Annotated in this window: 16 protein-coding genes; 9 read left to right on the forward strand and 7 right to left on the reverse strand. The window is 72.9% G+C overall.

Going from position 1 to position 20,338, the window contains the following annotated elements:
* Positions 1-137: 137 nt before the first annotated feature.
* Entirely contained in the window at positions 138-656 is a 519-nt protein-coding gene (locus J7E88_RS05010) for an EF-hand domain-containing protein (RefSeq protein ID WP_215177714.1), read from the reverse strand.
* Between the two features lie 116 nt (positions 657-772).
* A complete protein-coding gene (locus J7E88_RS05015) occupies positions 773-1,147 on the reverse strand; it encodes an STAS domain-containing protein (protein WP_215178172.1) in 375 nt (124 codons plus the stop codon).
* Positions 1,148-1,417: 270 nt separating this feature from the next.
* Here J7E88_RS05015 and J7E88_RS05020 point away from each other — a divergent pair, with 270 nt between their 5' ends.
* Positions 1,418-1,999 carry a sigma-70 family RNA polymerase sigma factor gene (locus J7E88_RS05020; RefSeq protein WP_215177716.1) on the forward strand — a complete coding sequence of 194 codons (582 nt, stop codon included), beginning with the start codon at positions 1,418-1,420 and terminating at the stop codon, positions 1,997-1,999.
* A complete protein-coding gene (locus J7E88_RS05025) occupies positions 1,996-3,603 on the forward strand; it encodes a zf-HC2 domain-containing protein (RefSeq protein ID WP_215177718.1) in 1,608 nt (535 codons plus the stop codon). The genes J7E88_RS05020 and J7E88_RS05025 overlap by 4 nt, the downstream gene beginning before the upstream one ends.
* 95 nt (positions 3,604-3,698) lie before the next feature.
* Here J7E88_RS05025 and J7E88_RS05030 read toward each other — a convergent pair whose 3' ends face one another.
* The gene (locus tag J7E88_RS05030) at positions 3,699-4,025 is read right to left on the reverse strand and encodes a trypco2 family protein (protein ID WP_215177719.1); all 327 of its coding nucleotides are present in this window, start codon (positions 4,023-4,025) and stop codon (positions 3,699-3,701) included.
* A gap of 36 nt (positions 4,026-4,061) precedes the next feature.
* Here J7E88_RS05030 and J7E88_RS05035 point away from each other — a divergent pair, with 36 nt between their 5' ends.
* From J7E88_RS05035 to J7E88_RS05045, 3 genes are read left to right on the forward strand one after another with little or no spacing between them, the layout of a single operon-like run.
* Positions 4,062-7,733: a tetratricopeptide repeat protein gene (locus J7E88_RS05035; RefSeq protein WP_215177720.1), complete on the forward strand. Its 3,672-nt coding sequence runs from the start codon at positions 4,062-4,064 to the stop codon at positions 7,731-7,733.
* A 56-nt stretch (positions 7,734-7,789) separates the two neighbouring features.
* Positions 7,790-8,941, forward strand: a complete 1,152-nt coding sequence (locus J7E88_RS05040) for a hypothetical protein (protein WP_215177722.1) — start codon at positions 7,790-7,792, stop codon at positions 8,939-8,941.
* The gene (locus J7E88_RS05045) at positions 8,938-10,248 is read left to right on the forward strand and encodes an extracellular solute-binding protein (protein WP_215177724.1); all 1,311 of its coding nucleotides are present in this window, start codon (positions 8,938-8,940) and stop codon (positions 10,246-10,248) included. The genes J7E88_RS05040 and J7E88_RS05045 overlap by 4 nt, the downstream gene beginning before the upstream one ends.
* A gap of 58 nt (positions 10,249-10,306) precedes the next feature.
* Here the strand turns inward: J7E88_RS05045 and purU are convergent, their stop codons facing one another.
* Positions 10,307-11,158, reverse strand: a complete 852-nt coding sequence (purU, locus tag J7E88_RS05050; RefSeq protein ID WP_215177729.1) for a formyltetrahydrofolate deformylase — start codon at positions 11,156-11,158, stop codon at positions 10,307-10,309.
* A gap of 94 nt (positions 11,159-11,252) precedes the next feature.
* Positions 11,253-11,699, reverse strand: coding sequence for a hypothetical protein (locus J7E88_RS05055; protein ID WP_215178173.1), 447 nt, complete (start codon positions 11,697-11,699; stop codon positions 11,253-11,255).
* Between the two features lie 173 nt (positions 11,700-11,872).
* Here J7E88_RS05055 and J7E88_RS05060 point away from each other — a divergent pair, with 173 nt between their 5' ends.
* Positions 11,873-13,195 carry an ABC transporter substrate-binding protein gene (locus tag J7E88_RS05060; protein ID WP_215177730.1) on the forward strand — a complete coding sequence of 441 codons (1,323 nt, stop codon included), beginning with the start codon at positions 11,873-11,875 and terminating at the stop codon, positions 13,193-13,195.
* 121 nt (positions 13,196-13,316) lie between these two features.
* Here J7E88_RS05060 and J7E88_RS05065 read toward each other — a convergent pair whose 3' ends face one another.
* Positions 13,317-15,215, reverse strand: coding sequence for a hypothetical protein (locus J7E88_RS05065; protein WP_215177731.1), 1,899 nt, complete (start codon positions 15,213-15,215; stop codon positions 13,317-13,319).
* Positions 15,216-15,376: 161 nt separating this feature from the next.
* Entirely contained in the window at positions 15,377-16,759 is a 1,383-nt protein-coding gene (locus J7E88_RS05070) for a transcriptional regulator (RefSeq protein ID WP_215177732.1), read from the reverse strand.
* Positions 16,760-17,137: 378 nt separating this feature from the next.
* Between J7E88_RS05070 and J7E88_RS05075 the strand changes: the two genes are divergently transcribed.
* From J7E88_RS05075 to J7E88_RS05085, 3 genes are all read left to right on the forward strand, one after another.
* Positions 17,138-17,803, forward strand: a complete 666-nt coding sequence (locus J7E88_RS05075; protein WP_215177733.1) for a bifunctional DNA primase/polymerase — start codon at positions 17,138-17,140, stop codon at positions 17,801-17,803.
* 103 nt (positions 17,804-17,906) lie between these two features.
* The gene (locus J7E88_RS05080; protein ID WP_215177735.1) at positions 17,907-18,719 is read left to right on the forward strand and encodes an ABC transporter ATP-binding protein; all 813 of its coding nucleotides are present in this window, start codon (positions 17,907-17,909) and stop codon (positions 18,717-18,719) included.
* Entirely contained in the window at positions 18,695-20,311 is a 1,617-nt protein-coding gene (locus tag J7E88_RS05085) for a transporter (protein WP_215178174.1), read from the forward strand. Before J7E88_RS05080 ends, J7E88_RS05085 begins: the two co-directional genes overlap by 25 nt.
* The last annotated feature ends 27 nt before the right edge of the window (positions 20,312-20,338 follow it).

Consider the following 20,338-nt stretch of genomic DNA (forward strand, 5'->3'; position numbering starts at 1 on the left):
CGACGAGAGACAGCCGCATCGCCCCCGCAGCAGCGTGTGGCGGGCCCGTGCTGATGCTCGGCACGGGTCCGCCACCACGGCAGGGGTCACATGATCCGCCGGGACGGGGCCCAACTGATCCCCTTGGAATCGGTCATCTACTCGGGCTGCTCGGGCGTGACGCAGTACGCGGCGAACGCCGTCAGGATCTCCTCCTCGGAGATCCTGCCGTCGCCGTCCGTGTCCAGCGCCGCCGCTGCCTGCGCCGCCGCCTGCGCGTCCGCACCGAGGGCGCGCAGCACGCGCTCGGCCGCCGCCGGCGTGACGCCCGCGCCGTCCTCGTCGGCGACCGCCACGACGGCGTGCAGGAAGGGGCGGGCGATCTCACCGAATCGCTGGGGGTTGTCGCGCAGCCTCTTCGCCGCGCCGGTCACGAACTCCTCGCGGCTGACCCGCTGGTCGCCGTCCACGTCGGCGATCCCCGCCATGCCCTGCCAGAACGCCTCGGCGCCGTGGTAGAGAGCCTGGCCTCTGTCCGACCGGGCCGCCACGGAGAACTCGGCGAGGACCGACGCCGCGGCCTTGCTGAAGTCCTCGCGGTCGATGGAGCCGTTGCCGTCCTGATCGAAAGCGGCGAAGCGGGAAGCGATCTTCCGCTCGTACTCTGCGCTGTCCATGCGAGGGAGCGTAAGGCCACAGGCGGTGACGCGTGTACGCACCCGGTGAATTGCCCGGCGGCGACATGCAGAAGACGTCCCGGTGACGCGACGGGGCCGGGGCGGGTTGCGCCGCGTCAGGCGGAGAGCGGCTGGGCATCGTCGTCCGTCGCCGAGACCGCGTCCGCGTACACCGCGAAGAGGCGGCGCACGCCGAGCGCACTCAGCACCCTGTTGACGTGCGAGCCCTCCTCCGCCCCGCGCGCGGGCAGTATCAGGCGCAGCCTGCCCTGGCAGGAACGCATCAGCCGGCGCGCGGCGACGAGCACGCCCACGCCGCTAGAGTCGCAGAAGAACACCTCGGAGAGGTCGAGCACCACATCCCGGTCCCCCGCCGCGACCGCGTCGTGCACCCGCTGGCGGACCACCGGCGAGGACACCAGATCGAGCTCGCCGCACACGTGCAGCACGGTCCACGCGCCCTGCCGGGTCTCGGCCACCTTGAGCATCATCACGTACGGACCTCTCCTCGAACCGGCCGGCCCGGAGACCGGAAGCCGTCCTTCCACTGGCCACTGCCCTACCGTCCCTCCCTGAAACGCGACGGACGTCACGCGGAGTTCCGCACTCCGCCCGGTGTTCCCTGTCCGTGCCGCCGGGCTCCTACCATCCCGGGCCACGCCGGGTGGCGTACTTACCGCAAAGGGGAGTGCATACGTCATTCGGCGCACTACATTCGGATGAGGCACGGGGACTGTGAGGGCGACAGGGCTGGGGGCCGCATGGCGAAGGACGCACCACCGCGCTGGGACCGCAAGATGCAGCAGCGGCTGGCGCGGGGCGAGGCCGCGGCGCTCGGTGAGCTGTACGACCGCTTCGCCGCGCTCGTGCACAGCCAGGCGCACCGGGTGCTGGACGACGAGGAAGCGGCCGACCAGGTCACCCGTGAGGTCTTCGGTTACATCTGGGAGAATCCGGACGCCTACGACCCCAAGCAGGGCTCGATGCGTTCCTGGGTGGCGCGGCTCACCAACAGCCAGGCCGTGCACCGGCTGCGCCAGAGCGAGGCCGCGGCCCTGGCCCGGGGCCGCGAGGGCACCGCGGAGGAGCTTGAGCAGAAGGTGCGGCGCGCGGCGGTCGCGGCCCGCGCCGACTACATCGTGACGTCGATGCCCGCGCCGCTGCGGGCTGCGCTGGAACTTGCGTATTTCCAGCGCCGGGACTACCGGCAGACCGCGGCCGACCTCGGGGTGACGGCGGACGAGGCACGGCGCAGGCTGCGACTGGGCCTGCAACTGCTGTCCACGGCGCACACGCGCCCGCTGGAGGGGTCCTTGCCGCCTGGATACGGACGCGCACTGTGAACCGCCCCCTCGATGACGGCGATCACGGCGACGACGGCGACGACGGCGACGACGGACGCGAGCGGGGCCGGGGAGGGGACGAGGTGCCGGGCGTTTTGCGCATACCGTCCCCGAGGCCTGCCGCGGACGACCTGTCGCCGGACGCGTACCGCCCGCCCGCGCCCGGGACGCGCCGCCCGGAGCCCTTCGACGGCACGGGCACGCCACGGCCCGCCGATCCTGCGGCCCCTTCGGGAGCCGGACCGGACGACCCCGCTCCCGCCGGGACGCGGCCGGAAACTGCTGGGACGGGCGAGACGACCGGCGCGGACGGCCCGGAAGGCCGGGGAGGTCCCGAAGGCCGGGGAGGCCCGGACATCCCGGACATCGCGGGCGACGCCCCGGTGGTGCGCCCCGGTGACGGACGCGGCATCCACGGCGACGACCGCGAGGACCGAGGCGACCGCCCGGAAACGCAGGCGCGAAACGCGGGACCCCCAGCCGCCGACGGGGGTGAGCTGCTGGGGCGGGTGTCTCACTGCGTGCTCAAGTCCTTGCTCGGCGCCTGGGCCCTGTCCGCCTGCTCCGCGGAGGAGACCGCCGCCGTCGAGGAGCATCTCGGCGAGTGCGCCCCCTGTGCCGAGGAGGCCCTTCGGCTGCGCGACGCCGTCGGCCTGCTGCACTCCGACCGGGATCTCGACCTCGATCCGATGCTGCGCTTCCGGGTGCTGGAGAGCTGCCTCGGCCGCAGGCCCGCCCGCATCCCCGTGCCCGACTGGGCCGACCCGTACGACGCCGAGACCGCCCGGCTCGACGCGCTGCTGGGCGACATCGGCGAGTCCGAGTGGCACGCGCCCGTGCGCCTGAAGTGGTTCGAGGGCGGCCGGCAGGTCGACCGCCGTACGACCGTCGCGGGGGTCATCGGGCATCTGATGAGCGTGGACGGCCTGGTTTCCGGCGCGCTCGGGCTCGACGACCCGCTGGGCAAGGGCGCGCCGATCCCGCCGACGGAGCGGACCGAGGCGTTCTGGAGCACCGCCGACCTGCCGCCCACCCGTACGGTCCGCGCGCCCTGGCGCGACCAGAGCCACACCCTCATCCGCACCGTGTCGTTCGCCGGCCGCGGCGTCGCCGAACTGTCCGTCTCGTACGGGGCGTTCGCCCTGCCCCTGCCCGACGCGCTCCTCGACCGGGCATTCGAGTGCTGGCTCCACGCCGACGACATCGCCGACGCGGTCGACTATCCCTATGCACCGCCGAGCGACGCGCATCTCAACAGGATGATCGACCTGGCCGCACGCCTGCTGCCCGCCGCGCTCGCCGAACGGCGCGCCGCGGGTCTCGCCGGACCCCCACGCCATCCGGTGCCGGCCGGAGCGCCGGGGCGTTCGCTGCATCTGGAGGTCGAGGGGGCGGGCGGGGGCAACTGGTACATCGCCCTGGACTCACCGGCGGCCATCGGCGCCGCCGACCAGGTGGTGGCCCAAGTGGCGCTGGACGGCGTCGAGTTCTGCCGACTCGCCGCCGGGCACATCTCGCCGGAAGAGGCTGCGGCGGGCCAGGACGGGGACCGGGACGCGATCCGGGACGTGCTGTTCGCGGCGGCCTCGCTGAGCCGCCTGTGAGCAACGGCTCCGAGCCGCCGGCCCCCGCCCGGACCATGCCGTGCCGCCCTTCCCCGCCTGCCACCCGCCCGCGGCATGACCGCCGCCGGACAGGACTAGCCCATGCCGCCGTGCGGCCCGGGGCCGCCCACGCTGATGTTCGGGTTGCCGTCGGGGCCGTGCGGTTTGAGCTGGATCTGGATGGTGTGCGTCCGGTCGTGGCCCTTCGTCCCGCCACCGCCCGCCGTCAGCACGCCGATCCGCAGCCCGCCGCTGCCCGTGGCCTCCCGCCTGACCTGCACGGCGAACTCCAGCTGCACGCTCTCCACACTGAAGCGCAGATCGCGGCCGGCCCCGGCGCGCTGTGCCCGCTCCAGTTCGTCGCGGACCTGGCCGATCACCTCGGCCAGCCCGGCCACCGCGGTTTCGTCACGCTCAGCCATCGCGCCCCCCGCTTCCCGTAGTTATCGTTGGCCAGTATGAGCGATCCGTATCGCACATCCAACTCATTGGAATACGAGGAGAGTTGGCGGGTACGACTGCTTCGCACACCTGATCGCAACGGCATCCCGCTCGGCGCGGGAGTGCTCCTGTCCCGTACCTGGGTGCTCACGTGTGCGCACACGGTCCTCTCGCCGCCGGACCGGGCCGGGGTCCGCGCCAGGCTGGACACGGTGTACGTCGACGTGCTGCGCGCCGCTTCGTCCGGCGGGGCGGAGGGGCCGGTGCGTGCCCGGGTGGTGCCGAAGTTCTTCGTCGAGCCCACGCCCGACTTCGGCGGCGACGTGGCCCTGCTCGAACTGGACGACCGTCCCGGGCTTCCGCACGAGGTGCCGGTCGCGGTGCTGCACCGGCAGATCCCCGCCCCCGGCGAACCGGTCCACTTCACGGGCTACCCGCAGGACCTGCCGGGCGGCGAGCACCTGGACGCCCGGCTGATGGGGCGCGGTGGTCCCGCACCGGCACCGGAGTGGGTGCAGCTCGACACCCAGGACTCGCCGTACGTGGTGCGGCACGGCTACAGCGGATGCGGAGTCGTGCACAGCCGCTCCCGCCGGGTCATCGGCATCCTTGTGCACCAGTTCGGCACGCCGGAGGCGCGAGTGCGCCGGGACCACGCGTACATGATCCCGACGGAGACGGTGCTGCGGCATCTGCGGCGGGAGCGGCTGGAACGGCTCGGGCTGAAGATCACCGGGCTGCGTGCCGTGTCCCGGGACGTCGCGGTCGCGCCGGACCGGACGGTGTCGGGGCGGGTGCCGGGACTGCAGCGACGGCTGACGCGCTGGCTGGACGGTGAGCAGGACACCGACCCGGTGGAGCCGGTTTTCGCCGGGGTGGGCGAGCACGACCTGCGGTACACCATCCGGTCCGTGCTGACGCTGGCGGACCGCGAGCAGAGCCCGCCGACGCCGTCGGCGCTGCCCGCCTCGGCCGGTGAGCCCCAACTGGGCAGCATCGACATCGCGGTGGACGCGACGAACCGCACGGTGGAGGAACTGGCGCGCCAGACCGCGGACCGTATCGGACTCGACGTTCCCGAGGCCGAGGGAACCGGCGTGGGCGCGCACGAGTCCCTGCTGCGGCGCATCGCGGTCGAGAGCCCGCCGCTGAACATCGCGTTCCTCGCCGTCGATCGGTGCGCCTCGTCCGACGGCGAGATCATGGACCTGTTACGGGCCCTCCGCGCCGGCGGGGAGACCCGTCTCCTGCTCGTCTTCAGCGACCGTCGCTCGCCCCTGCTCGACCAGGTGCGCGCCGAGGTGATGGAGCCCGACTGGCCGGACCGCCGCGCCGCCCGGCTGCGGGCCCGGCTGGACTGTCTCGCCGAGTGCGAGCGCCGCATACGCGAGCACCCCGCCCGGCCGGCCGAGCACGCCGGAGCCCGCTCCGCGCAGGCCGACCGGATGCGGACGAAGCTCGCACAGCTGCTCCCGGGAGGCCTGTCGTACGACGACCGCGCCCTGCCGCACGCCCTGTTCCGCATCACCATCGACATCGAGGCGGCGCTGCTGGAGGCGGAGAACAGGGAGGAGATCCTGCGCCGGACGGCGGGCCCGCCCGAGTTCGTGGCCGAGCCGCCGGGCGACGGGCTGACCGATCTGCCGGTCGTCACCGTGGGCGCCCCGGACGCACTGGTGACCGCCCGCTCCGGCGCCAAGCTCACGGCGGGCGACCTGCTGCACCAGCAGTACGAGGTGGTGGGGCCGATCGGCCGCGGCAGCCACGGCCAGGTGTATCTGGCCCGTGACCTGCTGCTGGAGAAGCGGCCGGTCGCGCTCAAGGGCGTCCTCGATCCCGACAATCCGGCCGCCGTCCGCCAGGCGCACCAGGAGCGGCTGAGGCTGGTGCGGCTCAACCACCCGTCCATCATCCGGGTGGTCAACTACGCGCGGCATCCGTCGGCGCCGCATGAGTTCATCGTGATGGAGTTCGCCGACGGGGCGCCGCTGTCGTGGGTCGCGGACCGTATCGCCGAGCGCAGGCCGCCGTTCGCCGGGCCGCGCGTCCGCGAGTTCGTCGTCGCGTACGGGCTGCTGATCCTGGACGCGCTCGGTCATCTGCACAAGGAGGGCCTCGTCTACGGCGACCTTTCGCTGACGAACGTCCTGCACTGCCGCGACGGCATCAAACTGATCGACGTGGCCGGTGTGCGCAAGCCGGGCGAGCCGGGGCCGGTCACCCACAAGCCGCCGAAGTCGGGCCCGATGGGCGAGATGACCACCGCGGGCGACCTGTACACGGTCGGTGCGGTGCTGCGCGAGCTGCTGTCCCGGGACCCCGAGCCGTCCGCCGACATCGGCGAGGAGTCGCTGAACCGGGCGCTGGAGCGGGCGATGGCCGAGAAGCCGGAGCTGCGGTACGCCTCCGCCGACGAGATGGCCGTCCAGCTGCGCGGTGTGCTGCGCGAACTGAGGTCGCTGCGGCTGGGTGAGGAGACCTACCAGCCCTCGACGCTGTTCGACCCGCCGGCCGCCGCACTCGACGGCCAGCTCGGCAAGGCGCCGCCGCTGGAGCGCTGGCGGACCGACCGCGCGCCGGACCGCCTCGGCGCGCGGATCCCGGACCCGGTGGAGGCCGCGGTGGCGCTGCCCAGGCCCAAGCCTGATGTGCAGGACGTCAACTGGAAGGAGCTGCAGCGCACGTCGTACGACGACCCTGCCGGTCTGCTGCAGCTCAGCCGCGAGTGGGAGCGCTCACCCGAACTGCACCTGCTGCGCTGCCGGCTCCATCTCCAGCTCGGCGACCTGGCGTCGGCGGGGCTGGAACTGCGCCTGGCCGAGGATCGCCTGGGCGACCGGTCCCGGTACGACTGGCGGCTCGACTGGCACCAGGGCCTTGTCGACCTCGCGTCCGGCAGCACGGCGGACGCCTGGCGCAGCTTCGACGCGGTGTACCGGGCGATCCCCGGCGAGTACGCGCCCAAGCTCGCGCTCGGCTACTGCCACGAGAAGCTGGCCGTCACACCGTCCGCCGGGAGCTGGGACGTTGAGCTGCCGCCGCCCCCGGCGGACCGGGAGGGGAACGTGGCACAGGCCAAGAAGTTCTACGAGGCGGTGCTCCAGCGCAACCACGCGATGGGCGCGGCGGCGTTCGGACTCGCCCGTATCCATCTGGCGGACGACGAGTGGGAGAAGGCGTGCGACTACCTGGAGAGCGTGCCGCCGGACTCCCGGCACCGCACGGCCGCGCGCACAGCCGTCGTGCGCATCCAGGTGAACCGGCGCTCGCCCGTGGACGCCTACGCCGCGCTGCACCGGCTGACCAACGACGAGGGCCTCACGGACGGCCAGGCCCAGGACCGGATCAGGACGGAGCTGCTGGCGATGCTGCTCGGACTGGTCGAGGAAGCGCACACGGAGGCCGGCGCCAGCGCCCCGCTGGCGGAACTCGCCGCGGCCGGGCCGGCAGGGGTCGAGGTCCCAAGGACGGAACGGCAGTTGCGGGACGAGCTGTCGGCGAGCTACCGCCGGCTGGCCAAGCAGGTGCCGCGCAGCGACCGGCCGGAGGACGCGGCGCTGGCGGAGGCGCTGCTGGACCGGGCGTTCGGCACCCGGCCGCTGGGCGTCAGGCACGTCCGGGGCCGTTCCCCGGCCTGGGTGCGACGGGCCCGGCACGTGCTCCTGCCGGGCGGGGAGGACCACGCATGACGAGCGTCACGGACCCGTCGCGTGAGCGCAACGCCGCCCGCCGCCGAGGACCACGCATGACAGGCGGTACGGACCCGTCGCGCGGCACGCCGCTGCTGCGGCTCGGCGGTCGTGTCCGGCGGGACGGCGGCCGCGCCTGGCGGCAGGCGAAGCGCGTCCCGCCTGCCCTGTGGAAACGCGCCACCGGGCGATCGCCCGGCACCGGGCGGCCGACCGCCGCGTTCCTGCGGCGCAGGATGCTGGTGCTGCCCGCGCTCGCGCTGGTCGCCCTGGCGCTCTGCGCCGCCGCCTACAACGACGTGCACCGGCGCTCCGAGCATCTGCGGGACCGGGCCGTACCGGCGCTGGTGGGGCTCGCCCAGGCGCGTACCTCGCTCGGACTCGCGCAGGCCCAGGCCGAGTTACGGCTGCTGAACCCGGAGCACGCCGGGCTCGTCGAGCTCGGCGAGACGTACCGCTCGCATCTGACCGAGGCCGGCCAGAGCCTGAACCTGGTCGCGCAGTCCGGGGCCCTGAGCAAGGGACAGGAGCAGGAGCTGCGGGTGGTGTCCGGGCTCGTCGTCGCCTACGGCGACAAGATCGCGTGGGCGGACCGCAACCGTTCGAGCCGGGTGCTGCGCGAGGCGGGGGTCGCGTACGCGGCGGGGATGCTGCGCGGCGCGCAGCCGGCGAACGGCGCGCAGGAGCCCACCACCGTGCTGGACCGCATCGAGGTCCTGGAGAAGCAGTTGCTCGCCGAGAGCGGCGACCTGGCAGCCTGGAGCCCGCTCACTCTGACGGCGTCGGGCGCCGCGGCAGGGGTCGCGGCCGTGTTCGGTTTCACGGTCGTGGGCACCTCGGTGTTCCTGCGCGACCGGCTGCGCCTGGTCAGCGTCCAGCTCGTCGCGGCGTCGGTGCCGGTCCTGCTGACGCCCGTGCTGCTCACCGCCGGAGGGGCCCAGGAGCATTCCGCGCAGGCGGGCGTGCACCACATGGTCGCCCAGCTGAAGTACGAGACCGCGGTGCCCGGCGTGGGGCGCACGATCGAGGGCGTGGCGGACGACGCGGCGGACCGGATGGCGTCTGCGCATCCGGACGGCTGGGCGCTGACCGCGGGGATCGCCGTGCCGGTGACCGGCCTCGGCGCGCTGGCCTGCGGCGTCACGCTCTACCTCTACGCCCGGCCGTATCCGCCGCACTTCGCCCGGCGAAAGGACAGCGACGCATGAAGCGTCTGAGACTCGCTCTGGCGGGTTGTCTGCTGGCCGTCTCCGCCGTCTCGGCGGGCGGTTGTACGAGCGCCGCCCCGGACGAGCGGACGCTCGTCGTCCTCGGCCCGTGGACGGACGGCGAGGAGACGCCGTTCGTTCAGGCGCTGAAGAGCATCGGCAGGAAGACGGGTCACCGGTACGTCTACAAGGGGACGCGTTCGCTGCGCGAGACCCTCGTCGCCCAGCTCCAGGCCGGTGCGCCGCCGGATCTGGCGATTCTCAACAGCCCCGGTGAACTGGCCCAGTACGCGCGCTCGGGCGACGCCCATCCGCTGCCGGAGCGGGTGGCCGGGGCCGCCATCCCGCCGTGGGCGCCGCCGGTCACCGTCGCGGGCAAGGGGGGCGCGGCGCGGACGCACGTCTTCTGGGCACCGGTGCGCGTGGACCTGAAGTCGCTGGTGTGGAGCCGTACGGACGTCCCGGAGGACGCCGACCCGGAGTGGTGCCTCGGGCTGAACTCGGGCGCCACCTCCGGCTGGCCGGGCACGGACTGGATCGAGGACTTGATGCTGCAGCGCGGGGGGCCCGTCGAGTACGAGAACTGGGCGACCGGCAAGACCTCCTGGAAGAGCACGCGGCCGGTGTGGGAGGAGTGGGCGCGGACGCTCTCCGGGAGCGGCCGCTCCCCGGCTCCGGATGCGCTGACCGACTCCTTCGAACTGCTCGACGACGGCCGCTACGGGCTGCTGAACCGCGGCGACTGCACGCACGAGCACCAGGGTTCGTTCATCCGCAGGCACTACGGCGACGACGTGCGGCCGAGCCCGACCGCCCGCCATCTCGACCCGGTCGTCTCCGCCGAGGACGGCGGCGGCCGGAACTTCGAGGTGTCCGGCGACATGGCCGCGGTGTTCCGGCCGAGCGCCGCCGCCTGGGACCTGCTGGACAGGCTCACCTCCGCGCCGGCCCGCAAGGACTGGGCGGACGCCGCGAAACCCGGTGAGCGGCCGTTCTTCCCCGGCGGCACGTTCGCCTCCAAGCCGCCGTCACAGGGCACACGGGCCGTGCAGGAGTTGTTCGACTCGGCGCACCAGATCTGCCTCGACGCCTCGGACGCGATGCCGCCGACGCTGCGCGACGCGTTCTACCGCGCCGTGCTGGAGTTCGTCGGCGACCCGAAGGACCCGGCGCTCCTGACCCGCCTGCTCGAACGGCTGGACGCGGAGACCGCGCTCCAGCGGGAGAAGGAGGAAGAGGAGGAGGGCGCGTTCGTCCTGGACGACCTCTGCGACAACCCGGTGTCGGGGGCCGCGGGCGCGTCCTAGACGCCAGGCGGGACATTGCGGACACGACCTGGCCGCCGGGCCAGGCCGCTCAGGCCGCTCAGGCGAAGACGACCGTGCGGCGTCCGTTGAGCAGGATGCGGTGCTCCGCGTGCCACTTCACCGCGCGTGCCAGCGCCTGGCACTCCACGTCCCGGCCCACCGCCACCAGCTGCTCCGGCGTGACCTCGTGGCCGACGCGTTCGACCTCCTGCTCGATGATCGGGCCCTCGTCGAGGTCGGCTGTCACATAGTGCGCGGTCGCGCCGATCAGCTTCACACCGCGGGCGTGCGCCTGGTGGTAGGGCTTGGCGCCCTTGAAGCTCGGCAGGAAGGAGTGGTGGATGTTGATGATCCGGCCGCTGAGCTGCTTGCACAGATCGTCGGAGAGCACCTGCATGTAGCGGGCGAGGACGACCAGCTCGACGTTCTCGTCGTGCACCAGGTCCAGCAGCCGCGCCTCGGCCTCGGCCTTGGTGTCCTTCGTCACCGGGATGTGGTGGAAGGGGATGCCGTACGAGCCGACCAGTTCGGCGAAGTCCGTGTGGTTGGAGACGACCGCGGCGATCTCGACCGGCAGGGCGCCGGTGCGGGAACGGAAGAGGAGGTCGTTGAGGCAGTGGCCGAACTTGCTGACCATCAGGATGATCCGCATGCGCTCGTCGGCCAGGTGGATCTGCCACTCCATGTCGAAGGCGTCGCCGACGGCGGCGAAGCTGGCGCGCAACTTGTCCACGGTCACCGGGGCCTCGGCGGAGAAGTGCACCCGCATGAAGAACAGGCCGGTGTCCCGGTCTCCGAACTGCTGACTGTCCTCGATGTTGCAGCCGGTGATGAAGAGGTAGCTCGACACGGCGTGCACGATGCCCTGTTTGTCCGGGCAGGAGAGTGTGAGGACGTACTCGTCAGTCATCCTTGTAGCCTGCCACAAAAGGCGCGCGGGCTCGGACGGCGTCCGTCAAGCGGACGCTGCCCTGGACAGTCCGGGCACGCCCGGGACGGTCCGCTCACACCGACCGGGTCATGATCCGCAGCACGTCGAGCGAGCGCGGCGGTGTCTCCGGGTCCTCGCCGTCGTTCGACGCGAGGAGCACATGCGCGTCGCGGGCCGCGCGTACGGCCTCGGGCCAGCCTTGGTGCTCCATGTACGCCGAGACCGGGGCGTCCGCGCCGACCTGGTGCATGATGCGCAGCACCCGCAGCACGGCGACGTCCACGAGCGCGGCCTCCTCCGAGTCGCGGAAGATCGTGCCGACGTATTTCTCGGCCGACCAGTTGTCCAGCCAGGTGTCCTCGACCAGGCGGTAGACGGCGTCCGTGACGTCGCCGTACCCCTCGAGTCCCGCCAGCCAGCACTCCTGGTGGAAGACGGGGTCGGAAAGCATGTGCAGCGCCGAGCGCACGTTGCTGCGCCAGCGCCACCAGGGCATGTCGTTGAGCGGCATGCCGCCCATGGTGGAGGAGCGACGGCCGCGACGGGAAGGGTTGACCGAACCTTGCTGCACGCCTTCGATCGTACGTTCCCTTTTCGATCACCCGGACCCGCCCCTGTAATTCACCTTCTGGTCACCTTGCGTTGAAGACCGCTCACCGTTCTGTTACCTCGGAGGAGGAAGCGTGCGGAGTCATGACCGGTCGGCGTCGCTCCTTCACCCCCCGCCCCTCCAAGACCCGTCGCGTACGTGCCGCATGCATCACCGCGGTGGCGACGGTGGCGTCAGGTGCATGCCTCGTCGCCGGCTGCGGTGTCCTCCCTGGAGATCCGGGGGGCTCCAGGGAACCCGTCACCGTCATGACGTTCGCCCCCGAGGAGACCAAGGCCACCAACATGCCCGGCATGATGGCGATGGCCAAGGCCTATGAGCGCTGGACCGACGCACGCGGCGGCATAGACGGCCACGACCTGCGCGTCATCACCTGCAACGAGAAGAACACCCCTCAGGGGGCGGCCCTTTGCGCCCGGCGGGCCGTCAAGGAGGGCGCGGTGGCGGTCGTCGGCTCCTACAGCCAGTACGGCTCCTTCATGGCGCCCCTGGAGGCCGCCGGCATCCCCTTCATCGGCGGATACGGCCTGTCCGCCGAGGAGTTCACCAGCTACCTGTCCTACCCCGTCAACGGCGGCCAGCCCGCCCTGGTCGCCGGCAACGGCAGGCAGCTCGCCGACTCCTGCGCCGGCGTCTCCCTCGTACGCCCCGACAGCATCAACGGCGACGATCTCGTACAGCTGCTCAACTCCGGCCTGAAGGAGGGCGGTCAGCGCATCCCCTCCGCCGACGTGCTCGCGGCCGACGACGCCACCGAGTACACCTCGCAGGCCGAGCAGGCCCGCAGGCGGGCCGCGGAACCGACCTGGACAGCGGCTCTCGCCTCCGGCGCGCGGCCCGGCTGTGTCACCGCAGCGCTCGGGGACCGCACCGAGACCTTCTTCGACTCCTTCCGGCGGCTGCCCGAGGACGGCCGGCACATCCGCATCTCGTCCGTCATCGGCAGCGTCGGCCAGCCCCTCGTCGACCGCACCGGCGGCCGCAAGGGCCCCTTCGAAGGCGCCTACATCACCAGCTGGTACCCGGATGCGAACGACGAACGCTGGGACGGGATGCACAAGGTCGTCACGGAGCACGCTTTCGGGGACGACCGCATCGACCCGGCCGACGCGGGCGTGCAGACCACCTGGATCGCCTACACCGTGCTGGAGCGGGTGATCCGCGCGCTCGACAGCGACGAGATCACCCCCGGCCGGATCTCCCACGCCCTCGACCAGGGCCTCGAGGTGACGACGGACGGTCTGACACCGCCCCTGCGGTGGGGGTACGAGGACATGCTCGGCGCACCGGGCTACCCGCGGATCGTCAACCGCAGCGTGACGTTCCAGGTGGTGCGGGACGGACGGCTGGTGGCCCAGGCCAAGGACTTCGTGGACGTGGGCGACACGCTGATGGCCGCGTCCTGACCGTCCTGACCGTCCCGTCCTGACCGTCCCGTCGTGACCATCCCGTGCCGACTGTCCCGTGCCGACTGTCCTGACCGGTCCGGTCGTGGGCGTCCGGCACCGGACGCCCACGACCCGGACCTCAGAGCTGGTCGCTGCGGCGCTCGGTCAGGCCGTGCTTGCGGGCGATCACGTTCCACAGCGGCGCGGCCTCGTTCTTTGCCTTCGTCGCCTCACCGCTGGCCCGGTTGCCCTGCGCGGTCTGCGAAGTGACCCGGGCCTTGCCGCCCTTGCAGCCCTTCTTGCCCTTCACCTGCTGCGCCCACGCCGCGTAGTGGTCGTCGGCCGACGCCGACGCCTGCCACGCCTTGGTCAGCGCGGCGGTCAGCGCGGCGTTGTCGGGGAGCTTGTCGACGGTCAGTCCGTCGAGCCGGGTCACCAGGCTGCGCCGCTGGGTCGCCGCGCCCTTCAGATCCGTCACGGCCTGGTCGAGGTTCTTGCAGACCTTGATGTTCTCCACCGAACGGATCACCGCGGCACGGCTGTTGTTGCTGTCCGCGAGCAGCTTGTCGAGCTCCTTGGCCTGCGGCTCGTCGGGATCGGCCGCCTGCGTGGACGCGCTCAGGCTCGGCGCCGGGGACGTGGCGGCGACGTTCTTGTCCGGCTCGGGATCCTTGTCCTCATCACCGCCGGACATCACGGCCCCGACACCGAGGCCGAGCACCGCGCAGCCGATCACGAGCGCGGCCACGACGGGCACGATGGACCGCCGGCGCGATGCGGGCTCGTCGTCGTAACGGGACGGGTACCCCGGCTCCTGGTACGCCGACGGCCGGGCGCCCTGCCGGGCGTCGAAGCGGGGCAACTGCTGAGTGGGGTCGGCGGGCTGCGCCTGGGGGGCGTCCGAACGGAACAGGCTGTCGAACTCGGCCGGCGGCTGCCGGTCCCCCGGCGCACCGGGCCGGATGCCGAACGGCGCCCCTGCGGGAGCCGGGGGCACGGGCGCGATGTACTGCGTGGCCTCGGCGTCGCCCTCGGCCGCACGGCCCGTCCCGAGGAAGGTCGTCGACTCGGCGGGCATCTCGGGCGGCAGGGCTCCGGGCGGCGTGGCGGCTGCGCCGGTGACGGGCGCGATGTACTGCGTGGCGTCGGACACGCCGGCACCGCCCGTGCCGCCCTGGGGCGGCAGCATCTGGGTGCGCTCGTCGGCCGCACCGGCCCCCGTCTGCCCGGAGCCGTCGTGCGGCGGCAGCGGCTGCGAGGTCACACCATGCTGCGCCGCCGGCACGGGGACACCGCCCTGCGGGGCGGGGGTGCCGTAGCCGCCCGGCTGGGCCTGCGGGGCCGGGGCTCCGTAGCCGCCCGGCTGACCCTGCCCGGGGGCTTCGGGGTGACCCGGACCGCCCGGCTGGGCCTGTGCACCGGGGTACCCGTAGCCCGGCTGGGCGTGCGCGGGGGCTCCCGGGTGGCCGGCCTGCGGTGCGGGCGGGAAGCCGGCCGGCGAACCGGGGTACCCATAGCCCGGCTGCGGTGAACTGGGGGCACCGGGGCCGTCGGGGGGCGTCCCGTAGGCGGTCGGGCCCTGCGGCACGGCCGGGTAGCCGTAACCGGCCGGCCCGTCCTGCGCACCGGGGTACCCGTAGCCCGGCGCACCAGGGCCGTTCGACGGCGTCCCGTAGCCGGTCGGGCCCTGCGGCGCAGGCGCGCCGGGGGCGCCGTAGGCGTTCGTCGGACCGCCCGCCTGGGGTGCGGAAGTGCCGGGCCCGGCAGGGTCGGCCTGCGCTGCCGGGTAGCCGTGGCCCCCGGGCGCGCCCGGGACCGGATACCCGTGGCCCGTCGGCGGGACGCCGGGCGACCCGGGTGCCTGGTGCTGCGGCGGCCCCCACGGCGCGCCCCACGGCTGGCCGCCCGCAGGGGTCGCCTGAGCACCCGGGGCGCCGGGTATGAGGGGCTCACTGCCGTCGGCGGGCAGCACGACGCCTTCGTGCGCGGGCCGCGCGGCCGGCAGCCGCTGCTCGTCACCCTGTCCGCTGTGCGTCACCGGGACTCCTACATGTGGACCTACGGAATCGTCGGTTCACGCTACCGGGTGCCCGGAGCGCTCCGCACACACGTGCCGGAGCAGTGACAATATGCGGACACTGGGCGCTGTTCTTGCCCGCGCGGACAGGCCAGAGGGCCCCGCAGCCTTGCGGGGCACCGTCACGCGGCCCGCAGCTCCAGGCGCGCCGCGAGCTCCCGGACCACGGGCTCGCCCGCGTACGGATCCAGGCGCAGCTGGAGGTCGTCCAGATACTCCGTCCCCCGGCTGGAGCGCAGCGTGTCCAGCAGCTCGACCGCGCGCGTGGCCGTGTGGCAGGCCTGCTCGACCTCCCGTTGCTGGATCTGGGCCGAGGCCAGCAGCACCAGCCCGATCGCGCGCCGCCGTGCGCGGGCGGCGGGATGGCCGGCGAGCGCGGCCTCCGCCTGCTGGGCGGCCGCCCCCGCCTCGCCCAGGTCGCGGTGGCAGTGCGCCAGCTCGTCCGCGAGGTACGCCTCGTCGAAGTGGGCGATCCACGCCGGGTCGTCGCCCGTGTCCGGCTCGGCCCGCTCCAGCGCCGCCACCGCCCTCGCCGCGGCCTCGTGGCAGGTGCGGGAGTCGCCGAGCACGGCGTGACCGCGAGCCTCGGCCGCGTGGAACATGGCCTCGACCCGTGGCGTGACGCGCCCGCGCGCCCCTTCCTGCGCGGCCCTGGCGAGCTGCGCGATCTCGCGCGGGTTGCCGAGCTCGGCGGCGAGGTGGCTCATGGACGCGGCCAGCACATAGCCACCGTAGCCCCGGTCCCCTGCTGCCTGCGCGAGCCGCAGCGCCTGGATGTAGTACCGCTGGGCGAGCCCCGGCTGGCCCGTGTCCACGGCCATGTACCCGGCGAGCTCGGTCAGCCGGGCGACGGCCGCGAACAGTTCGCGGCCGACCGCTTCCCGGTACGACCCGGACAGCAGGCCGGAGACCACGCTGTTCAGGTAGTGCACGAGGACGGGCCGCACATGTCCGCTGCCGAAGCGGTGGTCCAGCTCGGTCAGGGCCGCGGTCATGGCTCGTACCGCCTCGACGTCCGAGGCGCCGACACGGGCCCCGGCGGTGCGCGCCACCTGGGTGTCCGCGCCCGTGATCAGCCAGTCGCGGCTCGGTTCCACGAGGGCGGAGGCGGCTACGGCCGAGCCGGAGAGGAAATCGCGGCGGCCCACGTCGGACCGCCACAGCTCGCAGACCTGCTCGATGGCCCCCACGACGGTCGGCGAGAACTGCAGGCCGACCCCGGTCGCGAGGTTCTTGCCGTTCGCCATGCCGATCTCGTCGATCGTGACCGTGCGCCCGAGCTTGCGGCCCAGGGCCTCGGCGATGATCCCCGGCGCCCTGCCGCGCGGCTGCTGGCCGCGCAGCCAGCGGGCCACCGACGTCTTGTCGTAGCGCAGGTCGAGGCCCCGTTCGGTGCCGACCATGTTGACGCGCCGCGCGAGGCCGGCGTTCGAGCACCCGGCTTCCTGGATGAGTGCCTGCAACCGTTCGTTCGGCTGTCGGGCGACGAGAGGCCTGGCTGCCATGAACTACCCCCTGATGCCGCGGTGATCAATGAGTTGATCACTGCCCGGCTGATATATGGAGAATGCAGAGTTGGTCGGGTTGGTTCCTTTTTGCCGTCGTGCTGCGCCGTGTTCGCCGTCGTGCTGCGCCGTGTTCGCCGTCGTGCTGTGCCGTGTCCGTGGCCGTACTGCGCTCGTCACGGCGTCGAGCGGGGCTCCTTCCCGTCTTCCGTACGCGGTTCCCCGCTCTGGCTACCCGCCCCTGCGGCCACGGCCCCCTGCGCGCCCCCGGCCGTGCAACCGTGCGCCCCGTATGCAGGATCGATGCTCCACGGCCCGCCGTGAGGGGCCCCGTAACCCGAGGTTGCGGCGGTAGTTGAGTGTGTCGTGGAAGAGACCATGTCAGTCAGCCAAGCCGCACAGATCCCCCACCAGCGAGGTGAGCAGCTGCTGGACAACGCCGTGCGGTACGCGGAAGAGCGGCACTGGGACGTGTTCCCCGGCACCTGGCTGGAGGCCGCCGACGGAGCGGAGCGCTGTTCCTGCGGCGACGCCGGCTGCCCGCTGCCCGGCGCTCATCCGGCCAGGCCGGACTGGGCGAACCAGGCGACGGGAAGCGCCACGGCGGTCAGGCGGTTGTGGGGCAAGCACCCCAAGGCGTCGATCCTTCTGCCGACGGGCCGCACCTTCGACGCGCTCAACGTTCCGGAGTCGGCCGGATTCCTGGCTCTGGCCCGGCTGGAGCGGATGGATCTCCCCCTCGGCCCGGTGACCTGCACCCCCGATCGCCGGATGCTCTTCTTCGTGCTCCCCGGCGCCTCCGTGAAGGTCGCCGAGCTGATCCGGAACCTCGGCTGGGCGCCCTCTTCCCTCGACCTCGTCGCGCGCGGGGAGGGCCACTGGGTGGCGGCCCCGCCGACACGCATCGGCGGACGGGGCGCGGTGCAGTGGGCGCGCCGGCCCACTCCTGCGAACCGGTGGCTGCCGGACGCCGAAGAGCTGATCAGCCCGCTCGCCTACGCCTGCGGCAGGGAGGCGGCCGCGGCACGATCCCGGCAACGCTGACCAGTGGCCACTGCCTGGATCACACCTGCGCCCAAGGCGTTGTCGTCCGTAGGCTGGTGCCCGTACCAACGGGGACCCACGGGGACAGCGAGAGGCAGTGACCATGCCGGAGCAGGTAGTTGACGAAGGCGGCGGGACGCGGACGGCGCCGCCCGCCGTCCAGGTGGAAGGTCTGTGGAAGCGGTTCGGCGACCAGGTCGCCGTCCAGGGGATCGATCTGACGCTTCCGGCGGGCAGGTTCATCGGCCTGGTCGGCCCCAACGGAGCGGGCAAGACGACCACGCTCTCCATGGTCACCGGACTGCTCAGGCCCGACCGGGGCAGGGTGCTGGTCGGCGGTCACGACGTGTGGCGCGACCCCGTCGAGGTGAAGTCCCGTATCGGCGTTCTGCCCGAGGGGCTGCGGCTGTTCGAGCGCCTGTCGGGCCGCGAACTGCTCGCGTACAACGGCCGGCTGCGCGGCCTTCCCGGTGACGAGGTGGACAAGCGGGCGGCCCAGCTGCTGGACGTCCTGGACCTCGCCGGCTCGCAGCACAAGCTCGTCGTCGACTACTCGACCGGCATGCGCAAGAAGATCGGGCTCGCGGCCGCGTTGCTGCACAACCCGGAAGTCCTCTTTCTCGACGAGCCCTTCGAGGGCGTCGACCCGGTGTCCGCGCAGACGATCCGCGGCGTGCTGGAGCGCTACACCGCGTCGGGCGCGACCGTCGTCTTCTCCAGTCATGTGATGGAACTCGTGGAATCGCTGTGCGACTGGGTCGCGGTGATGGCCGCGGGCCGCATCCGCGCGCAGGGGCCGCTCGCGGAGGTACGGGGCGGTGCGCCGACGCTGCAGAGCGCCTTCCTGGAGCTCGTGGGCGCGCAGGGCCGGGACACCGGGGAGTCGCTGGACTGGCTCGGCGGCGGTGCGCGTTGAGCACCGCGTCGCTGACCCGGGTCTTCGTCACCCTGAAGCTGTCGCTGCTGCGCAACGGGCTGCGCCAGTCGTCCGGCCGCAAGGCCGCGTACATCATCTCGATCGTCTGCGCCCTGCTGTTCGCGGCCGCACAGCTCGCCGGGCTGATCCTGCTCCGTGACGAGGCGCACGCCGCCTCGGTCGTCGTCCTGCTCACGGGTGTGCTCGCGCTCGGCTGGGCCGTGATGCCGCTGTTCTTCCCAAGCGGTGACGAGACACTGGACCCGACCCGGCTGGTGATGCTGCCACTGCGGCCGGCGCCGCTGGTGAGGGCCCTGCTGGCGACATCCGTGGTGGGCATCGGGCCGCTGTTCACGCTGTGCCTGGCGGTCGGTTCCGCGGTCGCCCTGGCGCACGGGGCGGGCGCGGTCGTCGTATCGGTGCTCGCCGTGCCGCTGACGCTGCTCGTGTGCGTGGCGCTGGCGCGGGCGGTCGCCGCCGCCAACATCAGGCTGCTCACCTCCCGCAAGGGCCGCGATCTGGCGGTGCTCAGCGGGCTGGTGGTCGCGGTGGGCTTCCAGTTCGTCAACTTCGGCGCGCAGCGCATCGGCAAGGCGGGCGGACTGGCCGCGCTGGACCCGGCGGCCGACGTCGTGCGGTGGGTGCCGCCCGCCTCCGCTCTCGGCGCGGTCGGCTCGGCGGGCGACGGCGCGTACGGGACCGCCCTCGCCCAACTCGCCCTGTCGGCCGTGGCGTTGGTCGCCCTGCTGTGGTGGTGGCAGCGCAGCCTGACGAAGCTGATGACGACTCCGGACGGCTCGACCCTGGCGGCGGCCTCGGAGCCGTCGCGCCGCCCGCGGTCGTCGACCGGTCTGCACCGGCTGCTGCCGAAGGGCCGTACGGGCACGGTCATGCAGCGCAGCCTGCGCTATGTGTGGCGGGACCCGAAGACGAAGGCGGCGTGGGTGACGTCGCTGGCGGTCGGCATGATCGTGCCCGTCTTCAACGCGGTGCAGGGCACCGGCTCCATCTACCTGGTGTGCTTCGCGGCGAGCATGCTGGGGTTGCTGATGTACAACCAGTTCGGCCAGGACACGTCGGCCTTCTGGATGGTCGCGCTGACGATCTCGTCCCCGCGGGACGCCTACGCCGAACTACGCGCCAGGGCACTGGCGTTGCTGCTGGTCACCATGCCGTACATGACGCTGGTGGCGGTCGTCACGACGGGCGTCCTCGGCCGGTGGGAGGACCTGCCGGAGACGCTGGGCCTGTCCTTCGCGCTGCTGGGCGCGATGCTGGCGACGGGCGCGGTGGCGTCGGCGCGCTTCCCGTACTCGATCCCGCAGGACAGCGCGTACAAGAACGTGGCGCCGGGGCAGGGCGGTCTCGCCTGGATCTCGATCTTCGGCGGCATGCTCTTCTCGGTGCTGCTGTGCTCCCCGCTGCTGGCGCTGACGATCTGGCTGCACGTCTCGGACGCGGCAGCACTGTGGCTCCTGCTGCCGGCGGGCACGGCCTATGGAGCGCTGCTCACCTGGTCGGGGGTGCGCCTGGCGGCACCGCAGACGGCGGCCCGCCTGCCGGAGATCCTGACGGCGGTGAGCAAGGGCTGAGAGGTCGGCCCGACGGGGGGCGGCCCT

It is taken from the genome of Streptomyces sp. ISL-10 (assembly GCF_018614575.1).
Lineage (GTDB): Bacteria > Actinomycetota > Actinomycetes > Streptomycetales > Streptomycetaceae > Streptomyces.

Bases quoted from the DNA above. Each gene is read 5' to 3' on its own strand.
- J7E88_RS05035 (WP_215177720.1), top strand. From the start codon at position 4,062: ATGAGCGATCCGTATCGCACATCCAACTCATTGGAATACGAGGAGAGT.
- J7E88_RS05060 (WP_215177730.1), top strand. From the start codon at position 11,873: ATGACCGGTCGGCGTCGCTCCTTCACCCCCCGCCCCTCCAAGACCCGT.
- J7E88_RS05075 (WP_215177733.1), top strand. From the start codon at position 17,138: ATGTCAGTCAGCCAAGCCGCACAGATCCCCCACCAGCGAGGTGAGCAG.
- J7E88_RS05045 (WP_215177724.1), top strand. From the start codon at position 8,938: ATGAAGCGTCTGAGACTCGCTCTGGCGGGTTGTCTGCTGGCCGTCTCC.
- J7E88_RS05070 (WP_215177732.1), bottom strand. From the start codon at position 16,759: ATGGCAGCCAGGCCTCTCGTCGCCCGACAGCCGAACGAACGGTTGCAG.
- J7E88_RS05015 (WP_215178172.1), bottom strand. From the start codon at position 1,147: ATGATGCTCAAGGTGGCCGAGACCCGGCAGGGCGCGTGGACCGTGCTG.
- J7E88_RS05040 (WP_215177722.1), top strand. From the start codon at position 7,790: ATGACAGGCGGTACGGACCCGTCGCGCGGCACGCCGCTGCTGCGGCTC.
- J7E88_RS05020 (WP_215177716.1), top strand. From the start codon at position 1,418: ATGGCGAAGGACGCACCACCGCGCTGGGACCGCAAGATGCAGCAGCGG.
- J7E88_RS05030 (WP_215177719.1), bottom strand. From the start codon at position 4,025: ATGGCTGAGCGTGACGAAACCGCGGTGGCCGGGCTGGCCGAGGTGATC.
- J7E88_RS05010 (WP_215177714.1), bottom strand. From the start codon at position 656: ATGGACAGCGCAGAGTACGAGCGGAAGATCGCTTCCCGCTTCGCCGCT.
- purU (WP_215177729.1), bottom strand. From the start codon at position 11,158: ATGACTGACGAGTACGTCCTCACACTCTCCTGCCCGGACAAACAGGGC.
- J7E88_RS05080 (WP_215177735.1), top strand. From the start codon at position 17,907: ATGCCGGAGCAGGTAGTTGACGAAGGCGGCGGGACGCGGACGGCGCCG.
- J7E88_RS05055 (WP_215178173.1), bottom strand. From the start codon at position 11,699: ATGGGCGGCATGCCGCTCAACGACATGCCCTGGTGGCGCTGGCGCAGC.